The organism is Arthrobacter sp. 179 (assembly GCF_052379645.1).
Lineage (GTDB): Bacteria > Actinomycetota > Actinomycetes > Actinomycetales > Micrococcaceae > Arthrobacter_H.
Genome location: NZ_JBQSYU010000007.1, coordinates 20,835 through 42,831 on the forward strand (window position 1 = coordinate 20,835; position 21,997 = coordinate 42,831).

21 protein-coding genes are annotated in these 21,997 nt (G+C 65.4%); 11 read left to right on the forward strand and 10 right to left on the reverse strand.

Features of this window, described 5'->3' with window-relative positions:
- Positions 1-2 precede the first annotated feature (2 nt).
- The 3 genes from ACT3UE_RS06220 to ACT3UE_RS06230 all read right to left on the reverse strand — a co-directional run bounded on the left by ACT3UE_RS06220 (position 3) and on the right by ACT3UE_RS06230 (position 1,899).
- Entirely contained in the window at positions 3-644 is a 642-nt protein-coding gene (locus tag ACT3UE_RS06220) for a hypothetical protein (RefSeq protein ID WP_444566419.1), read from the reverse strand.
- Positions 645-722: 78 nt separating this feature from the next.
- Positions 723-1,283 carry a hypothetical protein gene (locus tag ACT3UE_RS06225; protein ID WP_444566420.1) on the reverse strand — a complete coding sequence of 187 codons (561 nt, stop codon included), beginning with the start codon at positions 1,281-1,283 and terminating at the stop codon, positions 723-725.
- A 124-nt stretch (positions 1,284-1,407) separates the two neighbouring features.
- Positions 1,408-1,899 (reverse strand): MarR family winged helix-turn-helix transcriptional regulator, encoded by a 492-nt coding sequence (locus ACT3UE_RS06230; protein ID WP_444566421.1) that lies wholly within the window; start codon positions 1,897-1,899, stop codon positions 1,408-1,410.
- Between the two features lie 92 nt (positions 1,900-1,991).
- Here ACT3UE_RS06230 and ACT3UE_RS06235 point away from each other — a divergent pair, with 92 nt between their 5' ends.
- From ACT3UE_RS06235 to ACT3UE_RS06250, 4 genes are all read left to right on the forward strand, one after another.
- Positions 1,992-2,735, forward strand: a complete 744-nt coding sequence (locus ACT3UE_RS06235) for a DsbA family oxidoreductase (protein ID WP_444566422.1) — start codon at positions 1,992-1,994, stop codon at positions 2,733-2,735.
- 30 nt (positions 2,736-2,765) lie between these two features.
- On the forward strand, positions 2,766-3,146 hold the full coding sequence (locus tag ACT3UE_RS06240) for a MerR family transcriptional regulator (protein WP_444566423.1): 381 nt from the start codon (positions 2,766-2,768) through the stop codon (positions 3,144-3,146).
- Between the two features lie 169 nt (positions 3,147-3,315).
- Positions 3,316-4,848: a SulP family inorganic anion transporter gene (locus tag ACT3UE_RS06245; protein WP_444566424.1), complete on the forward strand. Its 1,533-nt coding sequence runs from the start codon at positions 3,316-3,318 to the stop codon at positions 4,846-4,848.
- A 98-nt stretch (positions 4,849-4,946) separates the two neighbouring features.
- Positions 4,947-6,209 (forward strand): amidohydrolase family protein, encoded by a 1,263-nt coding sequence (locus ACT3UE_RS06250; RefSeq protein WP_444566425.1) that lies wholly within the window; start codon positions 4,947-4,949, stop codon positions 6,207-6,209.
- A gap of 135 nt (positions 6,210-6,344) precedes the next feature.
- Here ACT3UE_RS06250 and ACT3UE_RS06255 read toward each other — a convergent pair whose 3' ends face one another.
- A complete protein-coding gene (locus ACT3UE_RS06255) occupies positions 6,345-7,331 on the reverse strand; it encodes a lysostaphin resistance A-like protein (protein WP_444566426.1) in 987 nt (328 codons plus the stop codon).
- 133 nt (positions 7,332-7,464) lie between these two features.
- Between ACT3UE_RS06255 and ACT3UE_RS06260 the strand changes: the two genes are divergently transcribed.
- Positions 7,465-8,730, forward strand: a complete 1,266-nt coding sequence (locus ACT3UE_RS06260; RefSeq protein ID WP_444566427.1) for a sensor histidine kinase — start codon at positions 7,465-7,467, stop codon at positions 8,728-8,730.
- Positions 8,718-9,398, forward strand: a complete 681-nt coding sequence (locus ACT3UE_RS06265; RefSeq protein ID WP_444566428.1) for a response regulator transcription factor — start codon at positions 8,718-8,720, stop codon at positions 9,396-9,398. The genes ACT3UE_RS06260 and ACT3UE_RS06265 overlap by 13 nt, the downstream gene beginning before the upstream one ends.
- 31 nt (positions 9,399-9,429) lie before the next feature.
- Here ACT3UE_RS06265 and ACT3UE_RS06270 read toward each other — a convergent pair whose 3' ends face one another.
- Genes ACT3UE_RS06270 through arsB form a run of 3 tightly spaced genes read right to left on the reverse strand, consistent with a single transcriptional unit; the run spans position 9,430 to position 12,252 of the window.
- A complete protein-coding gene (locus tag ACT3UE_RS06270) occupies positions 9,430-10,710 on the reverse strand; it encodes an FAD-dependent oxidoreductase (RefSeq protein WP_086995635.1) in 1,281 nt (426 codons plus the stop codon).
- Positions 10,700-11,164, reverse strand: a complete 465-nt coding sequence (locus ACT3UE_RS06275) for an arsenate reductase ArsC (protein WP_086995638.1) — start codon at positions 11,162-11,164, stop codon at positions 10,700-10,702. The genes ACT3UE_RS06270 and ACT3UE_RS06275 overlap by 11 nt, the downstream gene beginning before the upstream one ends.
- Positions 11,161-12,252, reverse strand: a complete 1,092-nt coding sequence (gene arsB / locus ACT3UE_RS06280) for an ACR3 family arsenite efflux transporter (RefSeq protein ID WP_443358288.1) — start codon at positions 12,250-12,252, stop codon at positions 11,161-11,163. Before arsB ends, ACT3UE_RS06275 begins: the two co-directional genes overlap by 4 nt.
- Before the next feature lie 111 nt (positions 12,253-12,363).
- Here arsB and ACT3UE_RS06285 point away from each other — a divergent pair, with 111 nt between their 5' ends.
- Both ACT3UE_RS06285 and ACT3UE_RS06290 read left to right on the forward strand, forming a co-directional pair.
- The gene (locus ACT3UE_RS06285) at positions 12,364-12,750 is read left to right on the forward strand and encodes an ArsR/SmtB family transcription factor (protein WP_096224287.1); all 387 of its coding nucleotides are present in this window, start codon (positions 12,364-12,366) and stop codon (positions 12,748-12,750) included.
- Positions 12,751-12,790: 40 nt separating this feature from the next.
- A complete protein-coding gene (locus ACT3UE_RS06290; protein WP_443384118.1) occupies positions 12,791-13,186 on the forward strand; it encodes a hypothetical protein in 396 nt (131 codons plus the stop codon).
- 6 nt (positions 13,187-13,192) lie between these two features.
- Here the strand turns inward: ACT3UE_RS06290 and ACT3UE_RS06295 are convergent, their stop codons facing one another.
- Positions 13,193-16,033 (reverse strand): FAD-binding and (Fe-S)-binding domain-containing protein, encoded by a 2,841-nt coding sequence (locus ACT3UE_RS06295; RefSeq protein ID WP_444566470.1) that lies wholly within the window; start codon positions 16,031-16,033, stop codon positions 13,193-13,195.
- Positions 16,034-16,151: 118 nt separating this feature from the next.
- Between ACT3UE_RS06295 and ACT3UE_RS06300 the strand changes: the two genes are divergently transcribed.
- Together ACT3UE_RS06300 and ACT3UE_RS06305 are read left to right on the forward strand one after the other, a co-directional pair.
- Complete coding sequence (locus ACT3UE_RS06300; RefSeq protein WP_086995650.1) at positions 16,152-16,913, forward strand: GntR family transcriptional regulator; 762 nt, start codon at positions 16,152-16,154, stop codon at positions 16,911-16,913.
- Positions 16,914-16,952: 39 nt separating this feature from the next.
- A complete protein-coding gene (locus ACT3UE_RS06305; RefSeq protein WP_444566429.1) occupies positions 16,953-17,795 on the forward strand; it encodes an NAD-dependent epimerase/dehydratase family protein in 843 nt (280 codons plus the stop codon).
- Positions 17,796-17,815: 20 nt separating this feature from the next.
- Here the strand turns inward: ACT3UE_RS06305 and ACT3UE_RS06310 are convergent, their stop codons facing one another.
- Together ACT3UE_RS06310 and ACT3UE_RS06315 are read right to left on the reverse strand one after the other, a co-directional pair.
- Positions 17,816-18,535, reverse strand: a complete 720-nt coding sequence (locus tag ACT3UE_RS06310; RefSeq protein ID WP_444566430.1) for a LysR substrate-binding domain-containing protein — start codon at positions 18,533-18,535, stop codon at positions 17,816-17,818.
- A 21-nt stretch (positions 18,536-18,556) separates the two neighbouring features.
- Positions 18,557-19,888 (reverse strand): ISL3-like element ISPfr3 family transposase, encoded by a 1,332-nt coding sequence (locus tag ACT3UE_RS06315; protein WP_301526061.1) that lies wholly within the window; start codon positions 19,886-19,888, stop codon positions 18,557-18,559.
- 393 nt (positions 19,889-20,281) lie between these two features.
- On the opposite strand from ACT3UE_RS06315, the gene dld reads away from it, so the two are divergent.
- Positions 20,282-21,997, forward strand: coding sequence for a D-lactate dehydrogenase (dld, locus tag ACT3UE_RS06320; protein ID WP_013161533.1), 1,716 nt, complete (start codon positions 20,282-20,284; stop codon positions 21,995-21,997).

Consider the following 21,997-nt stretch of genomic DNA (forward strand, 5'->3'; position numbering starts at 1 on the left):
CCTCATCGTTCGATCGGCACCTTCGTGAACTCGGGCATGTCACCGAACAGCCTCAGATCCACCTCGTCGATCTCGTCCTCGGGGGCGGCATACATCCCCCACCAGATCACCGGCTCGCCATTGGTGGTCTTGGTATGCAGGCGGTCGACGGTCCACAGGTCACTCAGCTGGCGAATGACCGAGTACTCCTTGAGGTTCTCCCGGTCGATCAGTAACGGATCCAACGCGCCCTCTCCAGTCAGTTCGTAGATGGGCAGGGTTTTCGACTCGCTCACGGAAGTGAAATGCGGAGTCAACACCAGGGTGAGCTTCATCGTCTCCCCCTGCACTTCCAGGGATTGGACCCCGAAGGTGACCTTGTCCTTGGTCCCGGGAAGCTGGTATTCCTGCTCGGCCAACACCTTGCTCGTATCCATCTCGGCGATACCAATGTCCGAGTCTTCCGCCACGTCCTGGCCATCATCGCCGGAGGTACCGGACGACGACGGGGACGAGGAACCGCTGGTCCCGGTGGTGGACTGCGGGGAGTCTCCAGCGCTGCAGCCAGCCAACAGCATCGCGGCGACGGCAGCCGTAGTGATCAGGGGCCAGGTCTTCTTCATCAGGTCTCCGGGGTTCGAGTGCAGATACGGGCCGTGCCACATCCATGGACTGTTCAAGGTACTAACTATTATGTTGCGGGTCACCATTGCTCCATCACGTCGCTGCCATGGACTGGCGGGTCATTGCTGGATGGGCACATTGGTGAAGTCGGGCATATCTCCGAAGATCCGGAGGTCCACCGAATCAATCCCGTCCTCGGGCGCAGCATAGATTCCCCACCAGATGATGGGCTCACCGTTGGTGGTATTGCTCATGGTGTCCACTTGCCACCGTTTATTGAACGTATCGCTAACGATCGAATACTCCTTATGGTGTTCCCGGTCGATCAACCGCGGGCTCAGGTACCACGGATCGGTGATCTTGGAGATCGACACCTGGTCCGTCTCCCCCAAGGAGGAGAACTCGGGCGTCAGCACGAGAGTGAGCTTCATGGTGTCCCCGTCCACGACCAGGGATTTAATCCCGACCGTGACCTGGTCATTGGTACCGGGAAGCTCGTATTCCTGCTTGGCCAGCACCTGATGCGAGTCCCCCGGGGCCGCTTCGCCCGCCGAGGCGGTCGCGGGCGCCGTCCGGGAGGAGGCTTCAGCATCTTCCGGATCGGAATCACCGCCGCTACAGCCGACGAGGAGGGCTGCGGACAATGTCACGGTGGTGATCAGGGGCCAGGTGCTTTTCATCAGGTCTCCGGGTCTGGGTGGTGGTGCGGCCCATCCGCACCCCAAGAACACTCAATATACTAACCTCGTCCACCGATTCAACCAGAGGGCCGTCGTCACCACGGTGTAGCGCGAAGCCCTTTCATCAGGAACGACGGCCGGCGGTGGCCTGCGGCGTGGTGAGGTCCCTGATGCGCTCCAGGGCGTGCTGCACCACCTCGGCATCGGGTCCCACCGGGTCGGTGACAAGCCGGTCGATCACGGGCATCAGCGCGGTGGCATCCTCGGCCACGAGCCGGTGGCCGGCGTCGGTCAGGATGATGTCGAAACTGCGGCGGTCGGCCTGGCTCTGGGACCGCGTCACGAGCCCTCGGGCCTCAAGCCGGTCGACCAAACCGGTCGTCCCGCTGGTCGACGTCGAGGTTTGCGCCGCCAGGTCGCGCATCGACAGGCGGTGCTGGTCACTGCGCGCGAGCCGAAGCAAGGCGTCGAATTCCTTGCCCAGCAGGCCATGGGCGGCGTGGACCTCGTCCATCGCCTTGGCCAGTCCGCGCTGGACTTCGAGGAGCAGGCCCACCAGGGTCAGGCGGTCGTCGGTCAGGGCGGGAGCCGTTCGGTTCGTCGGGGTGGAAGCCATGCTGCCATCGTCCCACAGGTAGTCCGTTGACGGACTACTCTTCGGCGTGCACACTGTTAGTACGCTAACGGACCATCCACCCAAGGAGCATCATGTTCAATGCACCCCGCCCCACCCCCACCGTGACCGTCTGGTCGGATATCGGTTGCCCCTGGGCGACCCTGGCCCTGGCCACCCTGCGCACGGCGATCGAGCAGCGAAACGCAGCGGTCGACATCGACCATCGGGCCTTCCCGTTGGAGTTGTTCAACGCCGGCCCCACGCCGCAGGACATCGTCGATCCGGAGATCGTCGCCATCGCCAGCCTGCTGCCCGAGTTGGGATGGAGTTGCTGGTCGGCCCCGGCATCGTCCTACCCGGTGACCACCCTCCCGGCCATGGCGGCGGTGCAGGCGGCCAAGCATCCCGACGTCGGCGGACTACGTGCCAGCGACCAGCTCGACGCCGCACTGCGGCAGGCGTTCTACATCGACCACCGCTGCATCAGCATCCATTCGGTCATCCTGGATACCGCGCGGACCTGCCCCGATCTGGATCCCGTGCAACTGGAACGACAGCTGGCCCAAGGAGCCGGCATCGCCGCGATCCACCATGACTTCGAGCAGGCCCGCTCCCTGCCGATCCAGGGCAGCCCCGTCGTCGAGACCGCCGACGGCGCGCGTCACCACAACCCCGGGGCCACCTATCATTGGACCAGCCCGCCCCCGACCGGATTCGCCCGGCTGGAGCACTACGATCCGCAATGGGCCGAGGACCTCCTGGATCAACTCACCCCCGGCCGGCGGTCCGAGGCCGACGCCGGCGCCCCTCCGGCCGGGGTCCCCTCACGCTGGTAACGTGACGAGCCGACGATCGACGGAGGATCCATGCCGCACCACCCCCGGGGCCGCACCATGCATATCGGTGAACTGGCCGAGCGGACCGGCCTATCGCTGCGCACCATCCGGCATTACGACGACGTCGGCCTCCTGCCGGCGAGCGCGCGCACCGAGGGCGGTTTCCGGGTCTTCGCCGAGACGGATTTTGACCGCCTGATGCACATCAAGGCCATGAAACCGCTGGGGTTCAGCCTCGAGGAGATCACCGAACTGCTCTCCGTCATCGAGGAGGCCGCCCCCGGAGCCCAGCGGGCCGAACGCGCCGGACATTTTCTGGAACGCGCCCGTCACGAACGCGAAAAACTGGCCCGCTATCTGGTCCAGGCCGATGAGCTCATCATCGAGCTCGAATCCCTGACCGGCCGATGAGCCTCCCCGACGATGCGAACCCAACCCTCACGTTAGGGTAGAGTTCGCTCCGGCCCTTTTCACGGTTGGTCCCCCGAAACCAGCCCGAGGCACCGCCGGTGCTTTCCCGGCCGCGCAGCGCAGCGCACCCCTGACATCCCCGCAGCATCCTGAACGCCGCACCGTGACGATGACCCGAACGGAGGCCCGCGTGGCCATCGACACCCCCAGCACGACGCTGACGCCCGAAGAGCGCCAGTCGGTCCTGCGCACCTTGAAGTCCCCGCGCCTGCTCAAGACCGAGATCCTGGCCGGGCTGGTCGTGGCCTTGGCGCTGATCCCCGAGGCCATCGCCTTCTCCATCATCGCCGGGGTCGATCCACGCGTCGGATTGTTCGCCGCTTTCACCATGGCCGTCACCATCGCCTTCGTGGGTGGGCGTCCGGCCATGATTTCCGGCGCCACCGGTGCCATCGCCCTGGTGATCGCCCCGCTGGTGGCCAGCCACGGGACCGACTACTTCATCGCCGCCGTCCTGCTGGCAGGACTCCTGCAAATCGTGTTGGCCGTCCTCGGGGTGGCGAAGCTGATGCGGTTCATCCCCCGCCAGGTGATGGTCGGCTTCGTCAACGCGCTGGCCATCCTGATCTTCTCGGCCCAGGTCCCCGAACTGCTCGGCGTTCCGTGGCTGGTCTACCCGCTGGTGGCCCTGGGCCTGCTCATCGTCTTCGGCCTGCCGAAACTGACCACCGCGGTCCCCGCCCCGCTGGTCGCCATCGTCGTGATCACCCTGATCACCGTGTTGACGTCCATGAACGTGCCCACCGTCGGTGGCAAGGGAGATCTTCCCGATTCCCTGCCGGGCCTGGTCTTCCCGAACGTCCCGCTGAGTTGGGAAACGCTACAGATCATCTTCCCGTTCTCCCTGGCGATGGCCTTCGTGGGTCTACTCGAATCGTTGATGACCGCCAAGCTCGTCGATGACGTCACCGATACCCGCTCGAGCAAGACGCGCGAGTCCTGGGGCCAGGGCGTGGCGAACATCGTCACCGGGCTCTTCGGCGGCATGGGCGGTTGCGCCATGATCGGCCAGACCATGATCAATGTGAAGGCCTCCGGCGCCCGAACCCGGATCTCCACGTTCCTGGCCGGTGCCCTGCTGCTGGTCCTGGTGGTCGCCCTGGGCGATATCGTGGCCCTGATCCCCATGGCCGCCCTGGTGGCCGTGATGATCTTCGTCTCCGTGGCGACCTTCGACTGGCATTCCATCAAACCCTCCACACTGCGGATGATGCCCAAGAGCGAAACCACCGTCATGGTCGTCACCGTGATCGGCACCGTGGCCACCAACAACCTCGCCATCGGCGTCGGCGTCGGCGTGCTCACCGCCATGGTGCTCTTCGCCCGCCGGGTCGCACACTTCGTCACCGTCGATCGTGATCTCGAGGAACACGACGGCGAACAGCTGGCCACCTACCGGGTCCACGGCGAACTGTTCTTCGCTTCCTCCAACGACCTGTACACCCAGTTCGACTACGCCGGGGACCCCGAGCGCGTGGTGATCGACCTGCATGATTCCCACCTCTGGGATGCCTCGACCATCGCCGCGCTGGACTCCATCACCGAGAAATACGAGAAGTACGGCAAGGCGGTCTCCGTCCAGGGGCTGAACACCGCCAGCCTGGAAATGCGCCGGCGGATGGCGGGCAAGCTCGGCGGCTAGCCGACCTTCCTCCAAGTCCGGTGCATGAGCCGGGGGCTAGAGTCCATAGCAGGCGTGGACATGAGGTTCATGCGAACTGCTCGTCTCCGGAGGTCCCGATGCCCAGCACATCCACGGTTTTCACGAATGCCCAGGTCTTCGACGGGGTGGCCTTCCTTCCGGAGCCGGCAGACGTCGTCTTCGTGGACGGCCGCGTGGCAGCTGTCGGCCCCGGCGCCGGGGATGCGGCCCCACATGCCTCGGCCACCGTCATCGACTGCACGGGCAAGACGGTGCTGCCCGGGATGATCGACCTGCACATCCATGTCACCTCCTCGAACCCGGGTTCGTTGCACGCCGTTGCCGAGCCGTTCTCACTGCAGTTCTACGAGTCGGTGCACAACCTCGAGGCCACGTTGCGGGCGGGGATCACGTCGGCCCGCGATGCCGGTGGTGCCGACCTGGGCGCCCAGGTAGCCCAGGCTTCCGGGCTCATCCAGGGGCCCCGCCTGCGTCTGGCGATTTCGATCATGTCCCAGACCGGCGGACACGGGGATTTCTGGCTGCCTTCGGGGGTCTCGGCCCCCGCCCTCGGTCCACACCCCGGACGGCCCAGCGGGGTGGCCGACGGGGTCGAAGAAGTGCGCAAAACGGTGCGCACGATGCTGCGCGCCGGGGCCGACCAGATCAAGATCTGCTCCACCGGCGGGGTCCTCTCCCCCGCCGACGATCCCCGCCACTCACAGTTCAGCCCCGAAGAGATCCGGGTCGTCGTCGACGAAGCCGAAGCCCAGGGCAAGTACGTCATGTCCCATGCCCAGGGCACCGCTGGAATCTGCAATGCCCTCGATGCCGGCGTGCGGACCATCGAACACGGCATCTATCTCGACGACGAGACCATCCAGGTCTTCCTGGACCGGGGCGCCTACCTGGTGCCCACGCTGGCCGCCCCGGCAGCGGTCATCAGGAAGGCCGAGGCCGGAAACAGTGGCCTACCGCAAACCGTGATCGACAAGGCCTACCGGGTCCACGAAGACCACCGGGGCTCGGTCGCCCGGGCCATTGCGGCCGGAGTAAAGATCGGCATGGGCACCGATTCGGGGGTCGGTATCCATGGCGAGAACCTCGAGGAGCTGGCCCTGCTGGCCGACGCCGGGATGTCACTGCAACAGGTGTTGGCTTCCACCACCTCGGTGGCGGGGGAACTGATCACCCCTGAGCACTCGGTGGGTCGGCTGGCCGAAGGCTATCTGGCCGACGCCGTCGTCCTGAACGGGAAACTGGAATCCACCGACCAGCTCGCGGATCTGCACTCCATGATCGAGCGGGTCTTCCAGGACGGCGTCGAGCAGTTCGGCCCGGAATCCCGGCCCCGGAACTGATGTCGCTGCGGTGCAGCGCGTGGCATGCTGATCACATGAAACGTGCCGCGTCGATCCTCCGGCACAGCCACCACCGACAGCGCCGCGGACCGGTTCCCCGAGGACGTCTCCACGGTCACCGTTCAAGGACGCGACCTAGAGAACGGTTACGGGGGCTCGACCCTGGAGGTCAGCCTCGGGAACTGAGGGGCGGGTGCGCTGGACCTTGCGTGCTGTCGCCAGTCTGGCCAGGACCAGGACGGTGACGACGGTGACGGCCACCGAGAGGAGCAGATCCAGGAGGCCGACATCATCGGCGTTGGCGTCGGCGACCCCGAAGGCGACGAAGGCGAAGATGCTGGCATTGGTGACGATATGCAGGGCGATCGCCGCCTCCAGTCCCCCGGTACGCCAGCTCAACCAGCCGGCGGCGATCGCGAAAACGGCGATGTCGAGCTGACCCAGCAGCTCGTAGTCGTGGCCGAGCACGAACAGCGGCACCGGCAGCAGGATCGCGAAGGCCGGATGCCGTAACCAGCCACCAAGGGTCTGCATCAGATAGCCGCGGAAGACGTACTCCTCGGCAGCTGCCTGAAACGGGACCACCAGCAAGGCGGCAGCCAAGACGGCCAGGGTCCTGCCGCCGTCGTACATGAATTCCCCGCCCTCTTCGGTGCCGGGCAGGAACTGTGCCACCAGTTGGGCGATGACGTTGATCCCCAGCGCGGCGCCCAGACACCAGAGCAGCCAGGTCCAGCGCAGTCGCCCGGTGACCGAGGAGAGCAGACCGACGGGCCGTGTGCCCACGATCAGCGTGGCCAGCCAGAGGGCCGGAATCATCAAGGCCAAGGAGACGAGCAGGGGGATCAAGACGAAGGGGTCGTTCATGTCCGGGACTCCGGAGCCCAGCAACACTCCGTCGATGATGCGTTCGAATCCGGGGCTCAGCAGCCCGACGATGACGACAGCCAAGAAGGCGGCGATCATGAAGCCCACATAGAGGCCGACCCCGATCAGCCCGACCAGCAGCGGCTTCCACCACCGGTATCCGGCCCCGTCGCGGGCCAACCGGTGGTAAGACATGGGCGAGGCGTCGCCGGTCTCGGTAGTCGGCGATGGCTGAGGTGTGTTGGTGCTCGTCATGAACCCATCCTTTCCCATATCCCGCCGTCACCGCATCGACCGTCGGAACGAAAAATATCGGGCCTAAAGGATGAGTGCCAAACCGACCGTGGGGAGGATGTCTGCGCAGTACCGGCTGGATAGGGTTGAGCCTATGACCACCGCCGAACTTTCTGTCCCACCGCAGTCCCGCCTCCGCCGGGCCTGGAGCGGTACCTGGCGTCTGGTGGTCGCCGTGCTGCTCGGGATCGTCGCCTTCGCCGTCGTCTATGCCCCGGTCTTCGAACTGGACCCCTCAGGGCCTGCCGGGGAAACCTTCGGTGTGCTGATCTTTGTGGACCTGGTCTTGGGGCTCCTCTGCTTCCTCCTGTATCCCTTCAGGCATCGGGCACCGCGCACCCTCACCATCCTGCTCGTGGTTTTCGCCTCGTTCTCCACCCTGGGCTCGGCCGCCGCGATGCTGGCTCTCGTCTCCTTGGCCACCCGGCGCCGCTGGGCGGAAATCATCATCGTCTCGGTGCTGTTCATGGGCGCCTCGTTTCTTGTGGAAACCAGCATGCCCCTGCTGCCCGGGGAGGAACCCCTGGAGCCCTGGTGGCTTGTCGTCCTTTTCGTCGTCATCTTCACCGCCGTCCTGGTCCTGACCGGGATGTATATCGGTGGGCGCCGACAGTTACGGGCCGCTCTGGAGGCTGAGTTGGCCAGCAACCGGCGCAGCCAAGACGCCCAGTTGGAGCAGGCCCGGGCCAACGAACGCACCCGCATTGCCCGGGAAATGCACGACGTACTGGCCCACCGGCTCTCCCTGGTGGCCCTGCATGCCGGCGCTCTGGAATACCGTACGGACCTACCGGCCGAACAAGTCAGCGAGGCCGCCGGGGTGATTCGCGCCAACGCCCATCTGGCCGTCAGCGAACTCCGCGAGGTCCTGGGTGTCCTGCGTGATCCGGCGACCGTCTCAAACGAACCAAACTCCACGACTCCCCCGCCCACGCTCGGACGCCTCGAGGCCCTGCTCGCCGAAAACCGCGAGGCCGGAACCCCCACCGTCCTGGAGGGGAACCCGCCCGGAGCCACCGAACTGGAGGCACTGGATGAAACGAGCAGCCGGACCGTGTTCCGGGTCCTGCAGGAGGGGCTGACCAATGCCCGCAAGCACGCCCCAGCGCAGACCGTCTACGTGCGGTTGGCCGGTAACCCGGGTGGACGGCTCACGGTGTCGCTGCGCAATGGCCTCACCGACAGGACCCGTGCGCTAGTGCCAGACGTCAAAGCCACTGGCCCCAACGCTGCCCCGGCCTCGGGCATGGGACTGACCGGACTCTCGGAACGCGTCAGATTGGCCGGTGGATCGCTGAGCGCCGCGGACGACGGCGAGGGTCACTTCGTCGTGGAGGCTTGGGTCCCATGGAACCGGTAGATACGAGCATCAAGGTGGTGCTGGTCGATGACGAGAACCTGGTGCGGGCCGGGCTACGGCTGATCCTGAACGGGGATCCGCTGATCGAGATCGTCGGCGAAGCCGGCGATGGTGTTGCGGCATTGGACGTGATCCGCGATGCCCGGCCCGACGTCGTCCTCATGGATGTGCGCATGCCGACCATGGACGGGCTGGCGGCGACCCGGGAACTGCTCGCCCGGGACCCCGAGCTGAAGATCCTGGTGTTGACGACCTTCGACACCGACGACCTGGTGTTGCAGGCTCTGGAGCTCGGTGCCAGTGGCTTCCTCCTCAAGGACACCCCGCCGGCCCGCCTGGTCGAAGCGGTGCATCACGTTGCCGGCGGCGGGTCCATGCTCTCCCCCGCGGCCATCGGACATCTGGTCACCGCGGCCACCGCCCACCGGGGCCAGGCACAAGCCGATACCGAAGCCACCCGCAAGATGGCCCTGCTCACCGAGCGTGAACGAGGCATCGCGACGGCTGTGGCCCGGGGGCTCTCCAATGCCGAGATCGCCGAGCACCTCCACATCAGCATCACCACGGTGAAAACCCATGTGGGGCGGGTGCTGGATAAGCTCGGCGCCGAGAACCGGGTGCAGATCGCCCTGCTGGTTCACGACGCCGGCCGGGGCCTCAGCTCCTAGCTTCGCCCGCAGTGACGGTGCGGGCTACCGCTCAGCCGGAACACACACCGGTGGATGCCAGTTCCAGTTCCACCGCATCTGCGGCGCACCGGTCCCCGGATAGCGCGGCGGCCACGGAGCGGACCTGTTCGTAGCCGGTGGCCAGCAGGAACGTCGGTGCCCGGCCGTAGCTCTTGGCCCCGACCAGGTAGAACCCGGATTCGGGGTGGGCCAGCACGGACTCCCCGTGGGCCGGGACGGTGCCACAGCTGTGGAACTCGGGATCAATCAGCGAACCCAGTGCCCGGGGTGCCTCGACCGCTGGATCCAGGTCCAGGCGCAGTTCGGCCAGCGGCCGCAGATCGGGCCGGAAGCCGGTGGCCGGAACCAGCGCGTCGACGATGAGTTCCCGTTCGTCGGCTGTCAGGACGCTCAACCGTTCCCCGGAAACCAGCCGGGTGATCGAGAAGTTCTCTTCGATGGTGACGTCGCCGGATTCGACCAGTCGGCGCAGGCTGGCCCCGAGTTGTCCGCGGGCCGGGAGCTGGTCTGCGGCTCCGCCGCCGTAGAGCCTGACCGGGTCGGCGGTGCCGCGCAGTCCCCACAGGATGCGGGTTTCGGGGTGGCGTTGGCGCAGCCGGCCCAGGCTGATCAGGGTGTTTGCTGCCGAATGTCCGGCACCGAGGACCATGACGGTTTTGCCCGCCAGCCGGTCTTGGTCCTCGCCGAGTGGGTCAGGTAGTGGGGAGGTGATGAACCCGCACCTGCGGGCTTCGGCCTCGCCGAGGGCTTCGAGCCCCGAACGTCCCACGGGGTTCGGGGTCCCCCAGGTTCCTGAGGCGTCCAGGACGGCCCGGCCCAGGATCTCGGTCTCCCCGCCGGGTGTGGCGACCCGGATCAGGAACGCGGTGGCTTCGCGGCCTGCGGTCCGGGTGCGGTCGAGACCTTTTCCGTCGTCGTGGACGCGGGAGACGTGGGTGACGCGGTGGTTATACCGGATGCGGGGCGCCAGTTCGGGGTGTTCGGCCAGTGGCACCAGGTACTCGGAGACGAGTTCGGCACCGGTGGGCAGGTGGGCTGCGCGAGGTGTCTGCCAGTCGGCGGCGTAGCCGGGGGCCGGGGTTTCCAGGAGCCGGCGGGCTGCCGGGTCAATATTGTAGCGCCAGGTGGAGAACAGTTTGATATGCCCCCAGTTGCTGATGGCCGCTCCCGGGGTGGCACCGGCTTCGAGCACCAGCACCTCCTGGTCTCGTTCGCGCAGCTGGGCGGCGGCGGCCAGGCCGATGGGTCCTGCACCGATGATGATCACCGGCAGGGTGTTTTCACGATCCATGCTGTGTTCCTCCTGCTTGCTGTTGCGTTCTTTCCAACGGTTCGACCCCCGGCAGCAGCTCGGCGATCAACGTCTGGACCCGGGAGTGGATGTCATCGCGGATGGGCCGCACGGCGTCCACTCCTTGTCCTGCAGGATCGGCGAGCTGCCAATCCTCGTAGCGTTTGCCGGGGAAGATGGGGCAGGCGTCGCCGCAGCCCATCGTGATGACGACGTCGGATTCCTGAACTGTCTCAGTCGTCAGGACCTTGGGCTGTTGGGTGGAGATGTCGATGCCGATTTCGGCCATCGCCCTCACCGCTGCCGGGTTGACGCTCTCGGCGGGTTGGGAGCCTGCCGAACGGACCTCGATGCGGCCTGCGGCCAGCTGCTGCAGGAAGCCGGCGGCCATCTGGGAGCGTCCGGCGTTGTGGACGCAGACGAACAGGACGGAGGGGATGTGAGTCTGGCTCATGCGCTGACCTTTCGTGGGGTACCGGTGGTGAAGAATTTGCGGGACCACAAGGCCACATAGACCAGCCCCACCAGAACCGGCACCTCGATCAGGGGCCCGACGACTCCTGCCAGTGCTTGACCGCTGGTGACCCCGAAGGTGGCGATGGCGACCGCGATGGCCAGTTCGAAATTGTTTCCCGACGCGGTGAAGGCCAGCGTGGTGGTGCGTTCATACCCCATGCCCAGACCACGCCCGATGAGCATCCCGGCGCCGAAGACGACGGTGAAGTAGATGAACAGCGGTATCGCGATGCGGACGACGTCCAGGGGTTGGCCGATGATCGTATCCCCCTGGAGGGCGAAGAGCACGACGATGGTGAACAACAGGCCGTAGAGGGCGAAGGGACCGATCTTCGGCAGGAAGGTGCCCTCATACCAGTCGCGGCCCTTGGCTCGTTCACCGAAGGTCCGGGTCAGGAATCCTGCCACCAGCGGGATGCCCAGGAACACCAGGACGGAGAGGGTGATCGTCCAGACGGAGAAGCCCGCGCTGGTGGTCGGCAGGCCGAGCCAGCCGGGTAGGACCTGGAGGTAGAACCAGCCCAGCGCGCCGAAGGCGACAACCTGGAACACCGAGTTGATGGCCACCAGGACGGCGGCGGCTTCACCGTCTCCGCAGGCCAGGTCGTTCCAGATCAGGACCATGGCAATGCAGCGGGCCAATCCCACAATGATCAGCCCGGTGCGGTATTCGGGCAGATCGGACAGGAAGATCCAGGCCAGGGCGAACATGAAGGCCGGGGCCAACAGCCAGTTCACGACCAGGGAGGTGACCATCAACTTCCTGTCGCCGATGACCCTCCCGGTTTCGTTATAGCGGACCTTGGCCAGGACCGGATACATCATCACCAACAGTCCGATGGCGATGGGCAGGGAGACCCCGGCGACCTGCAGGGAATCCAGCGCTTCCCCCAATCCGGGGATCACCCGTCCCAGTCCGAGCCCGACGGCCATGGCCGCGAGGATCCAGACGGCAAGGTACCGGTCCAGGGTGGAGAGCTTCTTCGTGACGTGTCCGGTGTCGGCGGGCACGGCGGTGCTGTTCATAGTGTGGGACTCCCAGGGTATATATCGACGAACATCGATGTGTCGAGTATGGTGGTCGATATCGACAGATGTCAATCTCCCGATCGGGAGCGCCAGAAAGCAGGGCAGCTCATGTCCACGTCAGCCACCGGCCAGGTCCCAAGGGGCGCCGGCCCGGCATCCACTGCCACGAAACCGGCACCGGGGTGCGCATCCTCCCCCGCCCGTATTCCACTGGAGATCGAGGAAGCCGAAGCGCTGTCCGCCTCGTTCAAGGCGCTCGCCGATCCGAGCCGGCTACGGATCCTGTCCATCGTGGCTGCCGACACCAACGCCGAGACCTGTGTCTGCGATCTGTCCGAGCCGCTGCAGTTGGGCCAACCCACGGTCTCCCACCATCTGAAGATCCTGGTCGACGCCGGCTTCCTCCACCGTGAGAAGCGCGGGGTCTGGGCCTACTACTCCCTGGTCCCCGGGGCCTTGGATCACGTGGCGGAGACCTTGGCCGCGGGGCTCTAACCGCTTCATTCGTTTTCACGCATCCGCGTAGGCTCAGCACATGATGACTCCCCGGCTGCAGTCCCTCATCGAAACCTTCGATGCCATCCCCCACCCCGACTGGGTCACCATCGTCCTGACTTCCTGCCTGAAGCGGTTGGGTTCCGGCGGCCCGACCGCGTGGGAATGCGTCGAGGTGTTCGACGCTTGGGTGGACAAGGGCGCGATGTTCATCGTCTACACCTCCCCCTGGGGACCCACTGTCGGGCTAATGCGCGGTGCAGAGGATCCGGACTGTGAGGATCCCGTCGAGCAGGGTCAAAACATTGCAGATGTCGACGTCGCCGAGCCGTTGGGGACCTACATCGACCGTTTGACTTTCGACGCGAATGGACTGGGCTGGTGGGGCGATCCGCTGGTGGGAACCGTATTGGAAAATGGGAGCGCCTTTTTCTAACGGCGTTTAGGTCTTCTTCACCAGAGCCTTCTGCAGCACTTCGGCGAGGTGGAGGCCATCGACTCCTGTGCCTTCGGTGATCTGCGTGCGGCAGGAGAACCCATCGGCCAACACCAGGTCCCCTGCTTCCCGGGCTCGAATTGCTGGGAAGAGTTCGCGTTCGCCCAGGGTCTTGGACAATTCCGCATGCCCCGGCTCGAAGCCCCAGTTGCCCGCTAGGCCGCAACAGCCGGTTTTGATCTCTTCTTCACGCACGCCCACACTCCGCAGCACCGTTGCCGCGGGACCATGGTCACCCTGCGAGCGTTCATGGCAATGCACTTGGCTGACCGCCGTGGCGTCCAATTCCTCGAAGGGCCACTCAGTGCCGGACTCTCCGTTGGCCGGGACCCGGTGTTCGATGAGCCCGCCCAAGGACACGACGGACTTCGCCATCAGGGCCGCCCGGGGATCATCCGGCAGCATCTCCGGCAGATCGTGTGCCAGCAGGACGGTGCAGGAAGGTTCCAAACCCACCACCGGATATCCAGCGCGAAGATAGGGCTCCATCACATCCAAGGTTCGGGTCAGCACCTTCTGTGCCATATCGAGTTGTCCGGTTGAATGCCAGGTCAGCCCGCAACAGACGAATCCCTGGGGCATGACCACGGTGTAGCCCAAGGCTTCGAGCACCTCGACGGCGGCCAGCCCCGGCCCCGTGTCCAAATGATTGGTGAACGAATCGGGCCACAGCACCACAGTGCCTGCATCGCGGGTCCCCACTCCGGCACGGGGGCCATTGGATGGCTGACGACGGGCGAACCACGATTGGAGACTAGACGGCGCGAAGGAAATCATGGCTCGGCTGGGTTCGATGCCCCCAAGTTTCTTGACCAGCTTCTCCACTGTGCCGATCCCCAGCAGGCGGTTGGTCACCGAGGCCATCCCGGGGATCCGGTGCAGCACATGGGTCAGCAGCGGCAGCCAGCCCATGCTGTAGTGGGCCATCGGCCGGATGCGCCGCTGGTAGAACTTATGCAGGAATTCCGACTTATAGGTCGCCATATCCACGTTGACCGGGCATTCACTGGCACAGGCCTTGCAGGACAGGCAGAGATCCAAGGCATCCTTCACCTCGGTGGAACGGTAGGCCTGGGGCAGGGATTCGCCCCGGAACATTTCAGAGAGCACCCGGGCGCGGCCGCGGGTCGAGTCGACTTCGTCTCCCGTGGCTTGAAAGGAGGGGCACATGGCCCCTTCGTCGGATCGGCAGGCACCGACCCCGACGCAGCGGTTCACCGCGTTCACCAGTGAGCCGCCGTCACGGCTCAGGGCTTGGACGGGAAGCAGCTCGAAACTGCGTTGGCCGGGACCGGGGCGGACCCGATCGTCAACGACCTCGGGGTCAACCAAGACCCCGGGGTTGAAGATCCGTCCCGGGTCCAGGATGTTCTTGAAGGTGCGGAAGGCCTCCAGGGCTTCGCGGCTATAGATCCGGCGCAGCAGTTCGGAGCGAGCCCGGCCGTCACCATGCTCCCCTGACACCGAACCGCCATAACGGGCAATCGTGTCGGCGGCTTCCTCCATGAAGGAACGAAAGTCGGCGACCCCCTCATCGGTTCCTAGCGTGAAGGAGAGCCGGATGTGGACGCAGCCCTCACCAAAGTGTCCGAAAGGGATTCCGCGCAGCCCGTGCCGGTCCATCAAGGCGTACAGATCACGCAGGTAATGGGCCAAATGCTTCGGTGGCACCGCCGAGTCCTCCCAGGAGGGCCAAGCCTCCCCACCGTCGGGCAGGCGGGTCACGATGCCGGCGGCGGCCTCACGGATGCGCCAGAGCGCCCGGGCCTCCGCATGCTCGGTGACCACAATCGATGACGTGGCCGTAGTGACCGAAGCAACGAAGTCTTCGGCATTTCCCCTGGCCTGCTCGACCGTATCGCCGACGGCCTCACAGAACAGCCAGCCTCCGGCGTCCTGCCCGCCGGCCGGATCATTGACCCCGGGCAGCTCCGAGCCCGCCAAGTCCTGGCCGGGGCGTGAACGCAAGGCTTCGAGCAGGTCGTAGCCCATGCCTTCGGCGGTCGTCATCCCGGTACCGCGGACCACGGCCGCGGCCTCGGCGGCATCGAAGACGGTCTCGAAGGCCAGCACGGCCAGCGCGCTGGCCAGTGGACGCTTGACCAGCTTCACGGTCATCTCGGTGATGATCCCGCAGGTCCCCTCGCTGCCGGCCAGGGCCTTGGCGGCGTCGAAGCCGTTCTCGGCCAGCAGGTAGTGGAGCCCGTAGCCGGAGACCTGGCGCGGGAACTGCCCCAGGTCGGTCCGCAGGGTCTTCAGGTTCCCATCCCGCAGCGCCAGCAACTTGGCGTTGATTTCGGGATCGTCGGTACCGTCGGGTCCAAAGACGACTTCCCGGCCGTCGGCGAGCATCAAGGTCACCGATTCAAGGTTCTCCGCCGCGGTCCCCCACTCCAGTGAATGTGAACCGCAGGCATTATTGGCCACCATTCCCCCAATGGTGCAGCGGCTATGCGTGGAGGGATCCGGGCCGTAGGTCAGCCCGAATTCCCCGGCTGCATCGCGGAGCTGGTCGCAGATCACCCCTGGCTGGACCCTAGCCGTTCGCGCCTGGGGGTCAATGGAAAGAATCTGGTTGAAGTAGCGGGAGGTGTCGAGTACCAGCCCTTCCCCGATGCCGTTGCCGGCCACCGAGGTTCCTCCACCACGCATGGTGATCGACCAGTTCTTTTCGCCGGCCAGGGCGACGGCACCGCGGAGATCTTCAACGCTGCGCACTTCCAGTACTGCCGCGGGAAGGCGCCGATAGATCGAGGCGTCCGAAACGTAGGCGGCCCGGGTGGTCATGTCCGTGCGTAGTAGTTCATGGATCGTTCCCGGGGGCACCGCCTTGAAGGGGTTTGGCGCTAGTTGTTCCACTGCTGCTCCTCACGATCACGACTTGAATTAGAGTAACATGTTACTTATGAGCATCCAGCCTTCGGCCCCCGGCACCACGAGCAACAGCCCGGGAGCCGGGAACGCCCCTCCCGTCAGGAGGTCGTTGACCGAGCAGGTCATGGACTTCGTGCGCACTGCCACAGCCTCGGGGGATCTGCGTCCCGGCGAGCTCTACAGCGTCTACCAACTGGCTGAACGTCTGGGTTTCTCACGATCCCCGGTCCGTGACGGCCTCCTGCGGCTCGAAGAAGCCGGTTTGGTGGAGTTCGCCCGCAATCGCGGCTTCCGCATCATCCCCACCACCCCGCAGGACGTGGCCGAGATCTTTTCGATTCGCCTGGCTTTGGAAGTCCCCGCAGCGCGTCGGGCCGCGATGGCCTGCAGCGATGAACTCGCTACCGCCCTGAAGGCACTGGAGGCCAGCATGGCCCGTGCTGCGCGGGCGGGCGATGACGAGTCCTTCTTCGCCGATGACCAGTACTTGCATGACCTGCTCCTCGAAGCGGCCGGAAGCCATCGCGCCCGGGAGGTGGTCAACCGCTTGCGGGTATCAACCCGGCTGCTGGGGGTCTCCACCGCCGGCAGACAGCGGACCTACGAGGACATCCTGAACGAGCATGCGCCCATCGTGGCAGCAGTCATCGCCAACGATCCACAGTGCGCTGGGCAGCTGATGAGCGAACACCTGGCCACCACAGGACGGCTACTTCTGGCCCAGGCTGCTGCTCGGCAGGACCTCGATATCGACGCCGCCCGCCTCTGGGATGAACTGACCCGGGGCTACTAGCCAGCAGCTCCGGGCCAAGCATTTTTGTACACTCGGGGCATGACACAGACTTCACCAACGGAAGATGCCGCCGGCATGGAGGATTTCACGGGCCAACGGTGGATCGTCACCGGGGCCGCCGGAAGGATCGGCCGCCCCCTCCGTCGGGCCTTGGCCGAGCTGGGAGTCAACCTGGTCTCGGTCGATGTGGCCGACACCGAGCCGGTGGGGCCCACGGACACCGTGGTGCGGGGCGATGTCGAGGATCTCAAGACACTCGAGCAGACCTTTGCGTCAGCGGATGGGGTGATCCACCTCGGCGGCATTTCGGACGAAGCGGACTTCCATGACCTCGCACAGGTCAACATCGTCGGGACCTACCATGTGCTCGAAGCCGCCCGCCGGGCCGGTGTGCGCCGGGTCGTCTTCGCCAGCAGCAACCGACTGACCGGCTTCTACGACGTGGATACCGAGCTGACGGTCGACATGCCTGCTAGGCCGGATGGTTTTTACGGGGTCTCCAAGGCCGCCGGCGAAGCGTTGTGCCAGCTCTACTCCGATAAATTCGGCCTGAGCACCATCGCCTTGCGCATCGGAACCTACCTCTCCGAACCCGCATCACCGCGGCATATGCGCACCATGCTCAGTCCCGGGGATGCGGTGCGCGCCTTCACGGCGGCCATGCGCACACCGCAGCACCACGGCGTCTTCTATGCGGTCTCCAAGAATTCGGAACTCTGGTGGAACCTTGACGCCGGCAAGACCCTGGGTTTCGTTCGCGTCGATGATGCGGCAGAGCATGGTGTCCTCGAGGCCATCGACCCCGGGACCCCTCAAGGCGGTAGCTTCGCCTCCGCCGAGTATTCGCTGGACAGGATGAGATCCGAGGGCGTCGGCGACTGAGGCCTCGGCGGCAGCTCCCTCTAGCGTGGAGCCTCATCCGGCTGCCGGGTTTCCATGAGGCTGCCGTTCAGGATGGTCTCCAGGGTTTCAACCACCCGGCGGACCGAGCGGCGCTGCATATGGCTGGCTTTGGCCAGGGTCACCAGCGACCTACTCGATCCCGAAGCCAGAGCCAGCGTCTGCAGGCGCAGTGGGTGGACAATCTGCATCAACGGCGTGGTGATCGACATCCCCACCCCGGCCTCCACCAGCGCGAGTACGAGGGCGGTATCGGTGATGCTGTGCACATCATCCAGCTGGGCGCCCTGACTCAGGCACGCCTGCCGGGCAGCACTGCCAAATGCCGTTTCAGCCGGAGGCAGGATCCACGTTCGTTCTCGGGTCAAGTCCATTCCCGGGTGGAGCCCGGCATGGTCATTGCCGGCCAAAAGCATCGGTTCGGTATGCAGGACCACTCGCTCCAGATCTCTGCCAACCATGTCCGGTAGCTGGGAGTACTCGACGGTCAAGGCAACATCCACCGCGCCCGATCTGACGTATTCAGCGTCGCGTTCGACATCGATTTCATGAAAGATCACCTCCAGATCCGGATCGGTGACGCGCAGCGCATCAATCAGCGGCTTGCAGGCGATGGCGCCGACCGTGGCGAAGATCCCCAAGGTGACCACCGATTCGCTGCCTTTCGAATCATCATCCACGCTGCGCACCGCATCCTGCTCTGCCGTCAGGAGCGGGCCCACATGTTTGAGCAGTTTGATGGCTCATCCGAATCCAGGGTGTAGTCGGGGTCTGAACCCGCCGGTCTCGAGCAGGGATCTGGCGATGTAGTTGGTCAGGTTGCGGAACCCCAGCGCCGAGCCGCGCAGGTGCTCGAGCCTGCCGTTGATCGCCTCGGTGGGCCCGTTGGAGGTGCTGGGCCGGTCGAAGTAGGCCAGGACGTCGGCGGCGCGCTTCTTCAGCGTCCTGCCGAGCTTGGTGATCTCGACCAGGGCCTTGGGGACGCCGGTGCTGATCGAGTCGATGAGCCGGGCCATCAGCTCGCGGCCGTGGCGCCGGTTCTCGTGGTGGTAGGCGGCGATCATGCGCTGGTAGACGCTCCAGGTGACCTCGACCTCGACGTGGGCGTCGTCGGCGAACAGGGTGTCCAGTCGGTCCTTCTGCTTGTCGTTGAGCAGGTCGGCGCCGGTGGACAGGGTCCGGCGGGCGGCATAGAGCGGGTCGCCCTTGCGGCCGCGGTGCCCACAGATGGCCTGCTGAACTCGCCGTCGGCACTCATCGAGCGCCTCGCCAGCGAGGCGCGTGACGTGGAAGGGATCTAGCACGGTCACCACGTCGGGCAGTTCCTCGACGGCGGCGGTCTTGAACCCGGTGAAGCCGTCCATCGCGACCACCTCCACGCCGTCGCGCCACTCCTGCGGGCGGTCGGCCAGCCAGGTCTTGAACGCCTGCTTGGAGCGTCCTTCGACCATGTCCAGCAGCCGTGCCGGGCCGGTGCCATCTCGCACTGGGGTGAGGTCGATGATCACGGTGACGTACCTGTCGCCGCGACGGGTGTGCCTCCACACGTGCTCATCGACCCCGACGACCTTCACCCCCTCGAAGCGGTGCTCCTCGTCGATCAGCACCCGCTTGCCCTCGGCCATAACGGCGTCGTTGGCGGTGTCCCAGGCCACCCCGAGCCCCTCGGCGACCCGAGCCACGGTCAGGTGCTGGACCACGATCCCTTCCAGCGCCCACCGCAGAGCGCGCCGAGACAACTTGGCCCGGGGCTCGGCCGCGGCGGTGGTGTCCTGGCGCCACACATACCCGCAGCCGCTGCAGCGGTAACGGCGCACGACGACCTCCAGCGTCGTGGGCCGCCAGCCCAGTGGTTCGTGGGCAAGCCGTCGGACCACGGTGTCACGTGGTCTCCCTTCGCAGCCGCAGCGCCGGCACCACTGGTCGGGCTCGACCACCTGACAGGCCAATACGGCACGATCCGGCTCGAGTCGCTGCCCGGTGACAACGAGGCCGAGTTCGTCGAGGCGGCAGAAGGCAGTCAGGTCGGGGCTGGCGAACGCATCAGCGCGCCCGCCGACGGTAGCGTCGTGCACGTCGAGGTCTTTCGGGCTGAGTGTGTAGGAGCTCTCATCCTCGGGAGACCTCGACCCTCACCCCGACACCGACGCGCCGGCCCGCCGCGCGACGTGCGCTACACCCTCATCTGGGAAGAGCCTCCGAACCTACCGGAGTCCGAAAGTACCGCGGTCCGAAACTATCTGATGCGCATCTTCTACAATGAGGATGCGCGTATGCACATGCATACGCACACGCACACTCCTTGGACGCCGTAGCGAGCTTCCGGGCAGACGGTCGCAGACGTCGTCCCCCTGGCTCGTTTCCCCGCCCATCAAAAAATGAACGACCGCGGACTAGCTCGGATCAAGGCGACATCCCCTCAGCATCATGACGCGCTTGTGATGCAACTGAATATAGGAAGCTTAGAGATGACGCAACCAGGACAGACCACCACGACTTCGCACGAAGCGATCGATGCGTTCAAGAGAATCGTCGGCGACGAACATGTACTGACCTCTGAGCGTGCCACGATGCCATTCAGCAAAGGCTATCGATTCGGCGGAGGACCAGTCTTCGCCGTGGTGCGCCCCGGCACGCTGGTCGAGATGTGGCGGGCGCTGCAGGTATCCGTCGACAACAACCTCATCGTCATCCCGCAGGCATCGAACACGGGCCTGACTGGTGGATCCGGCCCCGGCTTCCAAGACTACGATCGCCCCATTGTGATCATCTCGACTCACCGCATCGATGAGGTGCACCTCATCAACGACGCGCGCGAGGCGATCTCGCTCGCGGGCACCCCGCTGACACACCTGACCGACGCGCTCGCCAAGCACCAGCGCGAGCCGCACTCGGTGATCGGGTCGACATCAATCGGCGCCTCGGTCATCGGCGGCATCGCGAACAACTCGGGCGGCAGCCAGATTCGCAAGGGTCCGGCATTCACGCGCGAAGCGATCTTCGCCCGCGTCAACGACGACGGCAAGGTCGAGCTGGTCAATCACCTGGGCATCTCGCTCGGAGACGACCCTGAGGTCGCACTCGACCGTCTACAGCGCGGCGAGTGGTCTCCCGAGGATGTCACCCCAGCTCCCGAAGACTCGAACGAGACCGAGTACGCCGAGCACTTGCGCAAGATCGTGCCTTCGCCTGCTCGCTACAATGCGAACCCCGAGTACCTGTTCGAGGCTTCCGGCTCGGCCGGCAAGCTGATGGTGTTCGCGGTGCGCACCCGCACCTTCCCTCGCGAAGTGCACCCGACCGTGTTTTACATCGGCACGAACAACACGCACGAGCTCGAAGAGATCCGTCGGTTGTTCCTCGAAGCCGACATGCCGCTGCCTATCTCTGGTGAGTACATGGGCCGCAGTGCCTTCGACTTGGCCGAGAAGTACGGCAAAGACACCTTCGTCTTCCTGAAGTTCATGAGTCCAGCGCTGCAGACGCGCATGTTCTCGTTCAAGACGTGGGCCAACGGCTTGTTCTCGAAGATTCCCGGCATTGGTCCGACCTTCGCCGACACGGTATCGCAAGCCATGTTCAGCGTGCTGCCCAACCAGCTGCCCAAGCGCATGATGGAGTACCGCAACCGTTTCGAGCATCACCTGCTGCTCACCGTCAGCGAGTCGCAGAAGGCCGCGAGCGAGAAGATGCTCAAGGAGTTCTTCGCAGAGCCCGAGCACACTGGTGAGTTCTTCATCTGCACGTCTGATGAAGAAAAGAGCGCGTCGCTCAACCGGTTCGGCGCGGCCAGTGCCGCCACTCGCTACGCCGCGTTGAAGCGCCGGCACATCGCAGGGCTCATCCCCATCGATGTGGCCCTGCGTCGCGACGATTGGAACTGGCTCGAGGTGCTGCCGGAGGAGATCGACGACCAGCTTGAGGTCAAGGCGTATTACGGGCACTTCTTCTGCCATGTGATGCACCAGGACTATGTCGCCAAGCAGGGCGTGGATCCCGAGGCGCTGCACGACCGCATCCAGCACCTGCTGGAGGAGCGCGGCGCGAAGCTGCCCGCCGAGCACAACTACGGTCGCATCTACAAGCTGCCGGAGTCCATGGAAGAGCACTTCAAGGAGCTCGATCCGACGAATACGTTCAACGCCGGTATCGGCGGCACGTCGCCGCACAAGGACTGGGCCTAA